This is a genomic window from Nocardiopsis nanhaiensis (assembly GCF_054778635.1).
Map to the genome: position 1 here is coordinate 1 of NZ_BAAGZJ010000001.1, position 14,444 is coordinate 14,444.

Sequence of the window (14,444 nt, forward strand, 5' to 3'; positions counted from 1 at the left end):
GTGCCGATCTCCGTGGTGCGTGAACTCCTGGGTGAGAGCTGGATCCGCCGCCTGGTGGTGGAGCAGAAGAGCGGGCAGGTGTTGGACGTGGGCCGGTCCTGCCGGTTGGCTCCGCCCAAGATCCGGGCGGCCGCCTTCCACGGCCACACGTCCTGCGCCTGGCAGTACGGGTGCGACGTGCCCCTGCCCTGGACCCAGGCTGATCACATCGTGGAGTTCTGGCAGGGCGGCACCACCAGCGCCGCTAACATCCAACCCCTGTGTGCGACCCATAACCAGATCAAGCACCGGTGGGCGGTGCGCACCGCCCACCGGATGTGGTCGGGCCGCAACCGAGGCCGTACCGGTAACCGGGATGGGGGTGGGGGTTCGGATGCGGATGGGGACCCAGCCCCAACCCCGCACCCGTAACCGTCCACCCCCAACAAACCCCCACCCGCTTGCGCCGGGCCGCTATCCCCGCATGGCCAGGCCCCGACCCGGCCCCTGGCCCCGCCCTGCCGGTACCGGTCCCGAGCGCCCACACCCGGGGGTGGGTGTGAGCCCTGGTCCTGGAGTCACTCTCACCCCTGTTTTTGCCTCCAACAGGGGGGCTCACCCACACCCCCGGCACCGGCCGCCCCCAGACACCACCCCCCACACCGGCCGAGGTCCGCCACACACCATGACCAGCCGCGACACCCCACCCGTCAACGCTCCGGCGCAGGGGCAGGCACCGGCCGCCAGGCCGACCGGGGTTACCCGGCCGAAGGCCGGGGCCGCATGGACCTCAACCACCCGTCCCCCTTTCCCGATAGCCGCCAACCCGCCGTCGCAGCGAAGCGGGTCAAGGTGGAGCGCCCCTGCGGGCGGAGCCCCCACCGCGACGACCTTGAGGCGCGTAGCGGAGACGGCCACAATCACGCGGCGGGAAAGGAGGACACCCCAGCGTGAATGGCAGCCTCAGTTGAGGCAGCCCTTCCTCCCCTTGACCAGCGCCGCCCCCTGGCCAGTGCTTCCTGACCAGTACCCCCTGACCAGTGCCTCCTGATAAGGGCCGCCCTTCAGGCTAGCGCTAGCCCCCCTCACCCAGGGCCATTGGTGGGTGCCTTGTCATTCGAGGTCACCGCATGCCGCATTACACGCGGACCTGTGAGGCGGTTACAACCCCTCAAAACCCGTGGCTGTGGCACCGGCCGGGACGCCCTAGGCTGGAGGCATGCCGGAGTACATCTACACCATGCAAAACGTGCGCAAGGCGCACGGCGACAAGGTCGTCCTTGACAACGTTTCGGGGTCGTTCCTGCCCGGAGCCAAGATCGGTGTCGTGGGCCCGAACGGTTCGGGAAAGTCGACGCTGCTGAAGATCATGGCCGGCATCGAGCAGCCGTCCAACGGTGAGGCGCGGCTCATGCCCGGTTTCACCGTGGGTCTGCTCGCTCAGGAACCTCAGCTCGACGAGAGCAAGACGGTCCTGGAGAACGTCGAAGACGGTGTCGCCGAGACCAAGGCGATGCTGAACCGCTTCAACGAGGTCGCCGAGAAGATGGCGACCGACTACTCCGACGACCTCCTCGAGGAGATGGGCAAGCTTCAGGAGCAGCTCGACCACCGCAACGCCTGGGACCTCGACAGCCAGCTGGCGCAGGCCATGGACGCCCTGCGCTGCCCGCCCGGCGACGCCTCCATCGGCCAGCTGTCCGGTGGTGAGAAGCGCCGCGTCGCGCTGTGCAAGCTCCTGCTCGAAGCGCCCGACCTCCTGCTCCTCGACGAGCCCACCAACCACCTGGACGCCGAGAGCGTGAACTGGCTGGAGCAGCACCTGGCCAAGTACGCGGGCACCGTCATCGCGATCACTCACGACAGGTACTTCCTGGACCATGTCGCCACGTGGATCCTCGAGCTGGACCGCGGCCAGTTCTACCCCTACGAAGGCAACTACACCACCTACCTCGAGACCAAGCAGGCCCGCCTGAAGGTCGAGGGGCAGAAGGACGTCAAGAAGGCCAAGCGCCTCAAGGACGAGCTGGAGTGGGTCCGCTCCAACGCCAAGGCCCGCCAGACCAAGAGCAAGTCCCGTCTGGCCCGGTACGAGGAGATGGCCGCAGAGGCCGACAAGACCCGCAAGCTGGACTTCGAGGAGATCCAGATCCCGCCGGGTCCTCGTCTGGGCGACACCGTGGTCGAGGTCAAGAACCTCACCAAGGGCTTCGGCGACCGCGTGCTCATCGAGGACCTCAGCTTCTCGCTGCCGCCCAACGGCATCGTCGGCATCATCGGTCCGAACGGTGTCGGTAAGACGACCCTGTTCCAGATGATCGTCGGTGAGGAGTCCCCCGACGAGGGCAAGATCAACATCGGTAACACCGTGTCGACCTCCTACGTCGACCAGTACCGTGGCCGGATCGACGACACGAAGAACGTCTGGGAGACCATCTCCGACGGCGAGTCCTTCATCACGGTGGGCAAGGTCGAGATCCCCAGCCGCGCCTATGTCGCCGCCTTCGGTTTCAAGGGCTCGGACCAGCAGAAGCCTGCCGGTGTGCTCTCCGGTGGTGAGCGCAACCGCGTCAACCTGGCGCTCACCCTCAAGCAGGGCGGTAACCTGCTGCTCCTGGACGAGCCCACCAACGACCTGGACGTCGAGACCCTCGGTTCGCTGGAGAACGCCATCCTGGACTTCCCGGGCTGCGCCGTGATCACCTCCCACGACCGCTGGTTCCTGGACCGCGTCGCCACCCACATCCTCGCGTGGGAGGGCGGATCCTCCTGGTACTGGTTCGAGGGCAACTTCGAGTCCTACGAGAAGAACAAGGTCGAGCGCCTCGGCCCGGAGGCCGCGCGCCCGCACGCGGTCACCCACCGCAAGCTCACCCGCGACTAGTCGCAGGGGATACAGCGTCATCAGGCCCCGCCAGTCGGATCCGTCCGGTCGGCGGGGCCTTGCGCGTTCCCGACCCGGCCCTCCCGACCCGGCCCTCCCGACCCGGCCCTCCCGACCCGGCCGTCTCGGATCGGGCTCCGGGCCCGGAAACCCGCTGTACGTCGGGGTTCGCACGTCGCTAGTGTCGCCGCATGACGATGCTGTGCGTGCCTTACCACCTGGACGAATACCTGCCCGGCTTCCGCGTCCCGATGCCCACGGAGACGCTGGTGGAGGACCTGCCGGACGCCGACCGCTGGACCCGCATGGCGGCGCTGCACACTAAGGTCGCCGACCGGGTCGCCGACGACATCCGCGCCGGACGGGTCCCGATCGTGATGTCCGGAGACTGCATGGTGGCCCTCGGCACCACCGCGGGGGTTCAGCGCGCGGCCGTGGACCCCGCTGTCGTGTGGTTCGACGCGCACGGGGACGTCCAGACCATGGAGACCAGCGCGTCGGGGTACGAGGGCGGGATCCCGCTACGCGTACTCGCGGGTTACCGGCCGGCCCCGGCCACCGACCGGCTCGGGCTGAAGGACATCCCCGAGGAGCGGCTGCTCCTCGTCGACGGCCGCGACCTCGATCCGCCCGAGGTCGAGTACCTGCGCGGGTCCGACGTACGGCAGGCTGACGTCGTCGATGTCGAACCCTCCGTGATCCCGGACGGTCCCCTTCTCCTCCACCTGGACCTGGACGTCGCCGACCCCTCTGAGGTGCCCGGTGTGCTCTTCCCTACGCCCGGCGGACCAGCCCTCGACGAGGTAGTCACGGCAGCTCACATGTTCTTGGCAACGGGCCGGGTCGTCGCACTGAGTATCGGCTGTACCTGGGGACCGGACGAGGAGCTCGACGCCGCAGGAGGCGCCCGTGCACGACTGCTGGCCGACCTGCTGGAACCCTTGGGCTGACGGCCGGCCTCGGGACCTTTGCCGGTTATTCCCGGGTACCCGCCCGGCCTGACGGACCTGGGGCCGTCGCATACCCTGGACGCGATGACTTCCGCGCGTGATGACCACCAGGGCGCGGGCGAAGAGCCCGTGCGAATGACGTTCTACGAGGCCGTGGGCGGTGAGGAGACCTTCACCCGGCTGGTTCGCCGGTTCTACGAGGGCGTGGCCGACGACCCCGTGCTACGGCCGATGTACCCCGAAGACGACCTGGGTCCCGCCGAGGAGCGGCTGCGCCTGTTCCTCATCCAGTACTGGGGCGGCCCGCGCACCTACAACGAGCAGCGCGGCCACCCGCGCCTGCGGATGCGGCACGTCCCGTTCCGGATCGGTGCCGCCGAGCGCGACCTGTGGCTCGAGCACATGCGAGCCGCGGTCGACTCCCTGGAGCTGGACGAGGCCCTCGACCGCCAACTCTGGGAGTACATGGTGATGGCCGCGCACAGCATGGTGAACGTGCCGGAGGAGGCCACGCCTCCGGCCGTGGTCAACCCGACGTCGGTGCGCGTGGGCGGTGACGGCAAGGTCACCCGCGACACCGGGCGGGGCGGCGACGATGACGACGGCGAGCCCATCACCATCTCCCTGAAGCGGTGACCCCGGAGGAGGTTAGGAGTACTGGGCCAGGAGTGTGCGCTCGGCGTCGTTGAGGCGCCGGGCGCTCTGCGTCTCGACGTCGAATCCGACCAGCACGGTCTTGGCCCGCAGGTAGACGCGGTCGTCGTCGAGGATCTCGTAGGACATGCTGAAGCTCGCGTTGCGGACCTCGGTCACCCACAGCTCCACGCGTACCGGCTCGGTGCGGGGTAGCAGCGGGGCGACGTAGTCGGCCTCCTGACGTGCCACGACCGTCGCTCCGAAGCCCTCGGCGCCGATCTCTCCGATACCGAAGTGCAGGAAGCCGACGCGGGCGTCCTCCAAGTAGGTGAGCATCCGGACGTTGTTGACGTGCTGCTGCGGGTCAAGGTCGGCGTAGCGCACCTGCGCGAGGTGCACGTAGCGCTGCGGCCCGGTGGTCGTGGCGCTCTCGGCCTCGATCTGTGTCACGTCCTGGATCCTCTCCTGCGGTACTCCCGGGGTGCCCCGGGAGGGGTGCCGTGGTCGCGCTCTCTGTGTCGTGCACGGAACTCGTACGCGCAACGGGCACTCGAACCACGCCTCGGGTAGGGCGCGATCACCGATCGCGCCCTACCCGATTGTCTCAAAGGGCCTTCCACAGAACCGCTGTCCGGGATGTCGGAGGCCTGTGTCCTTGCTCTCCCGCCAGGCTCTGCCCAGCTGGAACGGAGCGCGGGTCAGGGGACCGGCAACCCCAGGTGGTGCGCGAAGAAGGCGAGCTGTTCGGCGGACAGGGCCACCGTCCGGCTCACCGACCTGGAGCTGTGCCCGACCTCGGCCTCGCGGCGGAAGAGGATCGGGCGCCCGTCGATCGGAGCGGAGGTGGACCGCTGCATCTCGGCGCACATCTTGCGGGCGTGCAGCGGGTCGACCCGGGTGTCGTTGTCGAACACCGTGAACAGGGTCGCCGGGTAACGGGTGCCCTCGCGCACGTTGTGGTACGGCGAGTACCCCAGCAACCAGCCCAGCTGCTCGGGCTCCTCGGCGGTGCCGTACTCTCCGCTCCACAGCTGGCCGAGGCCGAAGCGTTCGTAGCGCACCATGTCGAGCAGGGGCGCGGAACACACCGCCGCGGCGAACAGGTCGGGCCGCTGCGTGACCATGGCGCCCACCAGCAGTCCGCCGTTGCTGCCGCCCAGGACGGCGAGCCGGTCCGGGCTCGTGACCCCGGTGGCGACCAGGTGATCGCCGGCAGCGGCGCAGTCGTCGAACACGTTCTGCTTATTGCCGAGCATTCCGCCCCGGTGCCACTCCTCACCCTCCTCGAGGCCGCCGCGCAGGTTCGCGACGGCGAAGACGCCGCCGGCACTCACCCACGCCAGGACCGTGGCGGAGTAGCCCGGGGTGAGCGGGATCTGGAAGCCGCCGTACCCGTTGAGGATGGTCGGGCGCGGGCCGTCGGCCGGTTCCGCGGGGGAGACCACCAGCATGCGCACGGTGGTGCCGTCCTTCGACGTGAAGGGGATCTGTTCGGTCCGCACCTCGGGCAGGTCGATCTCGCCCGGTGGCCTTGCCCACAGCGCCACCTCACCGGTGCGCGCGTCGTAGTGGTACACGGACGAGGGGTGGGTGTTGTCGGTGTAACCGAACCACGCTTCGTGCCCGCCCTCGAGACGGTAGGTCAGGCCGGTCAGACTGCCCAGGCCGGGCATCGGCAGGGTGCCCAGGCGCTCGCCGGTGCTGGGGGAGTGTCTGCCGATCTCGCTGATCGCGTGGCGGCTCCAGGCCACGAGCAGTTCGGGTGCGTCGAGCCCGGCACCGTCGAGGAGGGCGTGCCCCTCCAGGACCGCGTCGGGGTCCTCGGGAACCAGGGTGGTCCAGTTCTCGTACCCGGGGGCGGCGGGATCGGCCACGCACAGGCGCCCGCGGGGTGCCTCCCGGTCCGTGAGGAGGTACAGGCGGCCGTCCCGGCCCAGGTGGGGGCGCAGGTCGGCGTCCACACCCTCCTGGACGGTGACCAGGCGGGGACTCTCCAACGGCCCCTCTGCCAGGTCCGCGACCCACGCGTCGGTGGCGGAGGAGGTGCCCTTCGCGGAAGTGAGGACGAGCCAGCGCCCGTCGTGGCTGACCGAGACCCCGTAGAACGCGGTCTTGTCCCGGCCGCCACCGAAGACCAGGGCGTCTTGGTCGGCGGGGGCGCCCAGGCGGTGCAGGTAGACCCGGCGGTGGTAGGAGTCCTCGCCCTCGGGGACCTCGCTGACGGGCAGGCGGCGCACGTAGTAGAAGGCCGACCCGTCGGGGAGCCAGGCCACCGGGCTGTAGCGCGTGCGGTTGATGGGTTCGTCGACGAGTTCTCCCGAATCCACGTCCATGACGCGCAGGAGCGACTCCTCGTCGCCGCCCTCGGACAGCTGGTAGGCGAGCAGTCGACCGTCCGGTGAGGGGCGCCAGGAGTCCAGGGTGGTCAGGCCGTCGGGGTCGAGGGCCCCGGGGTCGATCAGCGCGCGCTCGGGACCGTCGCCGTCCTGAACGTGCAGCACGGCGTGCTCCTGTTCGGCGGTCCGGCGGGCGAGGAACCGGCGTTGGCCGCGCCACACCGGTACCCCGATGTTCCCGGAGCCGAGGAGTGACCGTACCTGTGCGGCGAACCAGTCCCGGGCGCCGTACTTCTGGGAGACCTGGCTGTACAGGGCGTCCTGGGCGGTCGACCACTCCTTGGTCTCGGTGGAGCCGGCCTCCTCCAACCACCGGTAGGGGTCACGGACCGTGTGGCCGTGCAGGGTCTCGTGGATGTCCAGCCTGGTGGCCGGGGGATAGCGGAGTTCGCGCATACTTCGCACTCTATACACCGTTATCTCACCGAGTGTGTTCGGCGCGGCGACAGCGTGAATCCTGGCGAGTCGGCCGCACAATGGGTTTCAGAAAGCGACAACGCGTGCTTTCTGGGCAGCCCGACGTAAATTGGGGTGGCGCCGGGGCGGTCCGAACCAGCAAACTGAATGCGGGACGCAACTCGGCGGGAACCACCGGGAGGTCCGTGTGGCAAGGCGTACAGAGACACCGATCCTCGGGTCGGTGCACAGGGAGGTTTCCTGGCTGGCCGAACGGCTGGCCGGGGAAGAGACACGGCCGTCGAAACCGGCGGCAGGGGCGACACGATGAGCGCCCGGAGCGGTCAGCAGAGCGGCACAGGTGCCGCCCGTCGCCACGTACTGCTGCTCAACGCAAGCTTTGAACCCTTGACGACCCTTCCGCTGCGCAGAGCAATTCTGCTCGTTCTGCGGGAAAAGGCGGAGGTCGTGCACGACGACGGCGCTGGGGCGGTGCTGCACTCGGCGACACGAGCCTACGACGTGCCGTCGGTGATCAGGCTACGGCGCTACATCAGTATCCCGTACAGCCGCCGGGTGCCCCTCACCCGGGTGGCGCTCATGCGGCGGGACCGGCACATCTGCGGCTACTGCGGGAAGAAGGCGGAGACGATCGACCACGTCGTCCCGCGCAGCCGCGGCGGTGCCCACGTCTGGGAGAACGTGGTCGCGGCCTGCAAGCCCTGCAACCACCGGAAGGCGGACAAGTTCCTGGACGAGATCGGTTGGCAACTGCACCTGACTCCCAAGGTGCCCAAGGGCCCCCACTGGCGGTTGATCAACGGTGACATGCACGGCGATCCCCAGTGGGAGCCGTACATGGCGCATCTGGCCGCGTAACGGCGGCCGCAAGGGTCGGTTCCGGGCGTCCCACCCGGCCTAGCCAGCGCCCTCGGGAGCGCCGAACCCCCCACGGCACTCCCGGGGGCGCACCTCTGTCCGCTCCCGGCACCGCCCGTCCGCGCACGGTGCCTCGGGCAGTGCCTGGTGCCCCTGTCAGCGCCCGCCGCCCACCCGTATCCTTGGTCCATGCCCCGATGCGACTTTCGCTGCCGCGAGTGCGGCGACACCTTCGAACTCTCCCGCCCCATGGCGGAGTCCGACGCCGCCGCCGACTGCCCCCAAGGCCATGACGACACGGTCCGGCTCCTGTCCACCGTGGCGGTGGGCGGACGTGCCGCCGCCCCCGCGCCCTCCGGTGGTGGCGGGTGCTGCGGGGGCGGCTGCTGCTCCTGAGTCCTACTTCTCGATCTGGCTGATGTCCCGGGCGGCGCCGGTGGAGGCCGAGGTGGCCATCGCGGCGTAGGCGCGCAGTGCCGGCGTCACCGGGCGCTGGCGGTCGCGGGGCTGGAATCGGCCCAGTTCCTTGAGCAGGCGCTCGCGGCGGGTGTCCAGCTCGTCCTCGGGGACCTCCAGCACGATGCCCCGGTTCGGGATGTCGATGCTGATGGTGTCGCCGTTCTCGACCAGGGCGATGTCGCCTCCGGCGGCCGCCTCCGGCGAGGCGTGGCCGATGGACAGGCCCGAGGTGCCGCCGGAGAAGCGCCCGTCGGTGATGAGCGCGCACGCCTTGCCGAGGCCGCGGCCTTTGAGGAAGCTCGTCGGGTACAGCATCTCCTGCATGCCGGGGCCGCCCTTGGGACCCTCGTAACGGATGACGACCACGTCACCGGGCTCGATCTGCTTGTTGAGGATGCCCTCGACCGCCTGGTCCTGGGACTCGAACACCTTGGCGGGGCCGGAGAAGGTCCACAGCTCCTCCTCCACACCGGCGGTCTTGACGATCGCGCCGTCCGGGGCGAGGTTGCCGAAGAGCACGGCCAGACCGCCGTCCTTCGTGTAGGCGTCCTCCACCGACCGGATGCAGCCCTGTGCGCGGTCGGTGTCCAGCGTGTCCCACCGGACGCTCTGGGAGTAGGCCTTGGTGGTGCGCTTGCCGCCCGGAGCGGCGTGGAAGAGCTCCACCGCCTCGGGCAGGACCCGGTCCGAGACGATGTCCCACTCGGCGATGAACTCGCCGATGGTCTTGCCGTGCACGGTCGGCAGCGAGGTGTCGAGCAGGCCGCCGCGGGCCAGTTCGCCCATGATGGCGGGGATGCCGCCGGCCCGGTGCACGTCCTCGATGTGGTACTTCTCCGTGTTCGGAGCGACCTTGCACAGGCACGGGACGCGACGTGAGACCTCGTCGATCTCGGGGAGGCCGAATTCCACACCGGCCTCGTGGGCCGTGGCCAGCAGGTGCAGGATCGTGTTGGTGGACCCGCCCATGGCCACGTCCAGCGCCATGGCGTTGCCGAAGGCCGCCGGGGTGGCGATGGACAGCGGCAGCACCGAGTCGTCGTCATCCTGGTAGTAGCGCTTGGCCGCTTCCACCACCCGGCGCCCGGCGTCTTCGTACAGGGCCTTGCGGGCGGTGTGGGTGGCCAGCACAGTGCCGTTGCCGGGCAGGGCCAGTCCCATGGCCTCGGTGAGGCAGTTCATCGAGTTGGCGGTGAACATGCCGGAGCAGGAACCGCAGGTCGGGCAGGCGTTCTCTTCCATCTCGTCCAGCTCGGACTGGGAGACGCTCTCGTCGGCCGCGGCGATCATGGGGTTGATCAGGTCGAGCTTCTTGACGGTGGTGGCCGTGCCCTCGACCACCGTGACCTTCCCCGCCTCCATGGGGCCGCCGGAGACGAACACGGTGGGGATGTTGAGGCGCATCGCCGCGAGCAGCATGCCAGGGGTGATCTTGTCGCAGTTGGACACGCACACCAGGGCGTCGGCGCAGTGCGCGTTGACCATGTATTCGAGGGAGTCGGCGATGAGCTCGCGGCTGGGCAGCGAGTACAGCATGCCGCCGTGTCCCATGGCGATGCCGTCGTCGACGGCGATGGAGTTGAACTCGCGGGGGACGCCACCGGCCTCCTTGATGGCGTTCGCGACGACCTCGGCGACCTCGCGCAGGTGCACGTGCCCGGGCACGAACTCCGTGAAGCTGTTGGCTACGGCCACGATGGGCTTGCCGAAGTCCTCGCGCTCTACGCCGGTAGCGCGCATGAGAGCGCGGGCGCCAGCCATGTTCCTGCCGTGGGTGACCGTGCGTGAGCGTAGGGCGGGCATCGGGTGGACTCCCATCGTTACGGGTGTTTCCCCTCGATGGTAATCCCCTCCGGGGGCAGGTTTGGTCTCGACTCGAAAGACCACCGTTCCGCATGCTGAGACCCTTCGGAGGGCTCGGAGGTCAGCGAGGGGCTTTCCAGCCTTTCGGGGCGCTCTGGCCCGAACGCGGCCGTAGCGGGGTCTTCCGGGGCGAGTCGCTCGGCCCCTGGCATGCGTAGGGCCCGGAGGCCACCACGGTGTGGCCGGTTTCCGGGCCGTTCCTCGACGGGGGAGGGGGGTCAGTAACGGGGCGGCAGGGCCTTCTTGGCTGCCTGGTAGATCTCCTCGATCTCGGTCTCGCTGAGGCGGTCGCGCCCGCTGCGCAACCACTTGCGGACCTTGTTTCCGGTGATGATGTCCACGCCCCTGAGCCGATGGCTGTCCCAGGGCATGCCTGGTCCGTAGATGGCCAGGGACGCGCGTACCGAGATTTCCCGGCCGAGCTCCGTGCTGATGAGCTCCTCAGCGCGCTTGGCCTCCTCCAGGGCCTCGTCGATCCGTTCGTTCTTGCTGAACCGTCCGTGGTAGAGCTTCTCCAGCTTGTTTCGCAGCGGGAGGCGCTTGTCCCAGGACTCCGAGTCGATGGCGAACGCGCCGCGCCGACCCACGATGAAGTGGTCGATCTGGCCGTTGCCGCCGGGCACGGCGCGTGCGTGAAGCACGCGGTAACCGAGCTGCTTCATGAGCTTGAGCTGGGCTTCGGTGCGGCGCTGGGCGGCCGAGGGCTTGCGCCAGCGGGGGATCTCCGACTCGCGCCGGGAGCTCCAGACCATGACCGCGACCAGGGCGATGATCCCGAAGGTCACACCGACCCTCCAGTCCCCGCTGAGCATGCCGAAGGCGCCCGCCGCCAGCGCGGCGGCAGCGCTCCGGAGTATCCACCGGCGCGCAGCGTCGTTGGACTTGAGGCTCCCGTAGAGGGCCTTGCTGCCCGACCCGCCGGACTCCTTGCGCTGGTTGGGGAAGAAGAGGGCTTCGGGTCGTTCGGGCTCCGACCCGTCAGACGATGGGCTACGACCGTTCACACTGGTTGCCGATTCCACGACGGACAGGTTAGTTCCATCCATATCTGAGTCCTAGAGCATTACTTCTCACACTTTGCTTCCCTTGTGTCCCCTGGCCCATGCGTGTTTGGGACACCAGGACAGGGAACGATTACCTTTTCGTCACCTCTCTAGAGAAGGCCCGTCCCACCGCCCTAGTTCCCGTTGCCCTACCCGGATAATCTCGGTGGGCATGACCCGGATTCACGAACTTCCCGCGCACCGTCTTGCGGCGTTGGTCCGCAGTCGTGAGCTGTCGCCTGTTGAGATCACTGAGCACCATCTGGAGCGGATTCACCGCCTGGACGACCGTTACGGTGCCTTCGTTACGGTCACGGATGAATTGGCACTGGAACAGGCCCGAAACGCGCAGAAACGGGCGATGAGCGACACGCCGGACGACCTGCCACCCCTCCACGGCGTTCCCGTGCCGATCAAGGACCTGGACACGCTCGCCGGGGTCCGGGTCACTTTCGGCTCACGCGTCTACTCCGACCTCGTCGCCCCCGCCGACTCCGGAATGGTCGCCCAACTGCGCGCCGCCGGCGCCGTCTTCCTCGGAAAGACCAACACCCCCGAGTTCGGGGCCACCTGTTACACGGAGAACGACATCGCACCGCCCAGCCGGAATCCCTGGGACACACGGCTTTCCCCTGGCGGCTCCAGCGGGGGAGCGGCCGCCGCGGTGGCCGCCGGGCTGGCCCCCGTGGCCCAGGCCAGCGACGGCGGCGGGTCCATCCGTATCCCCGCCAGCACCTGCGGCCTGTTCGGCCTCAAACCCACCCGGGGCCGGATCTCCGGCGGCCCAGACCGCGCCGACCTGGCGGGCCTGTCCACGGCGGGCCCGATGACCCGGTCGGTGCTCGACGCCGCCCTGCTCCTGGACGCCATGGCCTTCAACATGCCGGGCGACCTCTACTCCGCACCGCCGCTGCCGACCGGCGAGACCTTCGCCGACCATGTCCGCCGTGAACCCGGCAAGCTGCGGATCGCCCGCTACGCCGACACCGGTTCCGCCGGCATCGAGGTCCACCCCGACGTGCTCGACGCCCACGAAAGGGCCACCGAGCTGCTCCGGGACCTGGGACACGAGGTCGAGGAGATCGAGAACCCCGCCGACACCGCCTTCGGGGGCGCTTTCGCGGAGGACTTCCAGCACCTGTGGGCGGCCATTGCCTCAGCCACACCCGTCGCCCCGGGCAGTGAGGGCGAACTGACCCCGATCTACCGTTGGCTGCGCGAGCGCGCCCGCACCACCGCGGTCCCCCAGTACGTGGCGGCCAGCGTCCGCCTCCAGCGCGGGGTGCGCGCGATGCTGACGGCCACGGCACGCTTCGACGCCGTGCTCAGCCCCACCCTGGCGCGGCCTCCGGTACCGATCGGGCACTTCAACTCGGGCGGGCCCGAAGCCGAGTTCCAGCGGATGACCGAGTTCACACCGTTCACCTCGCTCTACAACGTTTCCGGGCAACCTTCGGTGAACGTCCCGCTGTACTGGTCGGAGGGCGGTCTGCCGATCGGCTCCATGCTCACGGGCCGGATGGGTGCCGAGGGGACTCTGCTGTCCCTGTCGGCCCAGTTGGAGCGGGCCCGGCCGTGGGCGCACCGGGTGCCCGACGGCTGGTCGGAGTGACCGAAGCGGGAGCCGAGGCCGAGTCGGGATCCGACGCCGAGGCCACAGCAGACGCCGCGACGGCAGGACGGGGCAGGAACAGGCTCAGCACCGCCGCCAACAGGACCAATCCGGTGGCACCCAGCACACCGCCCGCGATCCCGTTGGTGTCCACCAGGGCTCCGGTCACCGGACCGGCGACCGCGGCGCCGGTGCTCATCGCCGTGGCCATCCAGCCGAACGCCTCGGCCCGCCGCCGGGCGGGAGCGGTGTCGCCCAGCCGCCCCATGACGGCGGCCAGGGTCGGCGCCAGCGCCAGCCCGGACACGAACAGCAGCGGTGTGATGAGCAGCGGGGTGGGCAGGTGGGTGATCGGCGGGACGAACGGGACGAGTACCGCGAGGCCGAACGCCGCGGCGAAGGCCCGCAGCGCCACGCGAGGGGTACCCTTCAGTCCGCCCGCGACCGCACCGCCCACCAGGGAGCCCAGCGCCCAGATCGAGGCCAGGACCATCACGTAGTGGGGCGCGTTCAGCTCGTTGGCCCAGGCGACGATCACCAGGTCCATGCCGACCACGCCGGAGACGATCAGCAGGCACATCGCGAACACCAGACACAGCGCGGGGTGGAACAGCAGGCTGCGGCGCGGTTTCCGAGCGCTGCCCGACCCCGCCCCGCGGCTCCCGGAACCGTCCTCGGAAGCGGTATCGGCTTCGGCGTCCTCGTCCTCCACCGGGGCCGGGCCGGTCACCCCGGCCCGCCGCAGCGACAGCGCGAACCCCACAGCTCCTACCAGCCCCAGAACTCCCAGAAGCAGCAGCGCCCACTGAGGCCCCGCCATCGCGACCACACCGGCGGTCAGGATCGGGGAGAAGATGAACAGCAGTTCCTGGGTGGTGGCCTCGGTCGCGTAGACCGCCTGCCGGGCCGGCCCCTTGGTCAACCGGGGCCAGAGCGCACGCACGATCTGGTTGGCCGGGGTACCGAAGAGCCCGGTGCCCAGGGCCAGCGGAAGCGACAGCCACCACAGCGACGCGGGCAGCAGAGCCAGGGTCGTGAGGCCGACGGTGAACACCGCGCCGCACACCAGGACCAACTTGTCACTGGCGCCACGGTCCGCCATCCGCCCGCGAAGCGGCCCCACCAGAGCCATTCCCAGGGTGAACGCGCCCGCGACCAGCCCGGCCAGGGTGTAGGAGCCCGTCCAGCCTTCGACCAGGAAGGTGACCCCGATCATCAGCCCCGGGGTGTAGAACCGGGCCGCCAGGGACCAGCTCAACAGGGACAGGACGTGGGGAACGGCGAAGAGGAGCCGGTAGTTCGCGAGCACAGCATTGATTATGCGGTCTGTGCAGGATTTACGCGACG

Annotated in this window: 12 protein-coding genes; 7 read left to right on the plus strand and 5 right to left on the minus strand. The window is 69.4% G+C overall.

What is annotated here, in order from left to right:
* The 4 genes from ACYVD1_RS00005 to ACYVD1_RS00020 all read left to right on the plus strand — a co-directional run.
* Positions 1–411: HNH endonuclease signature motif containing protein (locus tag ACYVD1_RS00005; protein ID WP_460765560.1), on the plus strand; the 411-nt coding region annotated here is incomplete at its 5' end.
* Between the two features lie 787 nt (positions 412–1,198).
* Positions 1,199–2,863, plus strand: a complete 1,665-nt coding sequence (ettA, locus tag ACYVD1_RS00010; protein WP_460765563.1) for an energy-dependent translational throttle protein EttA — start codon at positions 1,199–1,201, stop codon at positions 2,861–2,863.
* Positions 2,864–3,054: 191 nt separating this feature from the next.
* Positions 3,055–3,813, plus strand: a complete 759-nt coding sequence (locus ACYVD1_RS00015; RefSeq protein ID WP_460765567.1) for an arginase family protein — start codon at positions 3,055–3,057, stop codon at positions 3,811–3,813.
* Positions 3,814–3,897: 84 nt separating this feature from the next.
* Positions 3,898–4,449, plus strand: a complete 552-nt coding sequence (locus ACYVD1_RS00020; protein ID WP_460765572.1) for a globin — start codon at positions 3,898–3,900, stop codon at positions 4,447–4,449.
* A gap of 12 nt (positions 4,450–4,461) precedes the next feature.
* Here ACYVD1_RS00020 and ACYVD1_RS00025 read toward each other — a convergent pair whose 3' ends face one another.
* On the minus strand, positions 4,462–4,899 hold the full coding sequence (locus tag ACYVD1_RS00025; RefSeq protein ID WP_460765579.1) for an acyl-CoA thioesterase: 438 nt from the start codon (positions 4,897–4,899) through the stop codon (positions 4,462–4,464).
* A gap of 248 nt (positions 4,900–5,147) precedes the next feature.
* Positions 5,148–7,241, minus strand: a complete 2,094-nt coding sequence (locus tag ACYVD1_RS00030) for a prolyl oligopeptidase family serine peptidase (RefSeq protein WP_460765582.1) — start codon at positions 7,239–7,241, stop codon at positions 5,148–5,150.
* Between the two features lie 327 nt (positions 7,242–7,568).
* Between ACYVD1_RS00030 and ACYVD1_RS00035 the strand changes: the two genes are divergently transcribed.
* A complete protein-coding gene (locus ACYVD1_RS00035) occupies positions 7,569–8,120 on the plus strand; it encodes an HNH endonuclease (protein ID WP_460765585.1) in 552 nt (183 codons plus the stop codon).
* A 189-nt stretch (positions 8,121–8,309) separates the two neighbouring features.
* The gene (locus ACYVD1_RS00040) at positions 8,310–8,516 is read left to right on the plus strand and encodes an FmdB family zinc ribbon protein (RefSeq protein ID WP_460765588.1); all 207 of its coding nucleotides are present in this window, start codon (positions 8,310–8,312) and stop codon (positions 8,514–8,516) included.
* Between the two features lie 3 nt (positions 8,517–8,519).
* Here the strand turns inward: ACYVD1_RS00040 and ilvD are convergent, their stop codons facing one another.
* Together ilvD and ACYVD1_RS00050 are read right to left on the minus strand one after the other, a co-directional pair.
* Positions 8,520–10,382, minus strand: a complete 1,863-nt coding sequence (ilvD, locus tag ACYVD1_RS00045; protein ID WP_460765592.1) for a dihydroxy-acid dehydratase — start codon at positions 10,380–10,382, stop codon at positions 8,520–8,522.
* A gap of 278 nt (positions 10,383–10,660) precedes the next feature.
* A complete protein-coding gene (locus ACYVD1_RS00050) occupies positions 10,661–11,446 on the minus strand; it encodes a nuclease-related domain-containing protein (RefSeq protein WP_460766123.1) in 786 nt (261 codons plus the stop codon).
* Positions 11,447–11,657: 211 nt separating this feature from the next.
* Here ACYVD1_RS00050 and ACYVD1_RS00055 point away from each other — a divergent pair, with 211 nt between their 5' ends.
* Positions 11,658–13,097 (plus strand): amidase, encoded by a 1,440-nt coding sequence (locus tag ACYVD1_RS00055; protein ID WP_460765597.1) that lies wholly within the window; start codon positions 11,658–11,660, stop codon positions 13,095–13,097.
* On the opposite strand, the gene ACYVD1_RS00060 is transcribed toward ACYVD1_RS00055, so the two are convergent.
* Positions 12,994–14,406 (minus strand): MFS transporter, encoded by a 1,413-nt coding sequence (locus ACYVD1_RS00060; RefSeq protein ID WP_460765600.1) that lies wholly within the window; start codon positions 14,404–14,406, stop codon positions 12,994–12,996. The two genes, ACYVD1_RS00055 and ACYVD1_RS00060, sit on opposite strands and share 104 nt — an antisense overlap.
* Positions 14,407–14,444 lie beyond the last annotated feature (38 nt).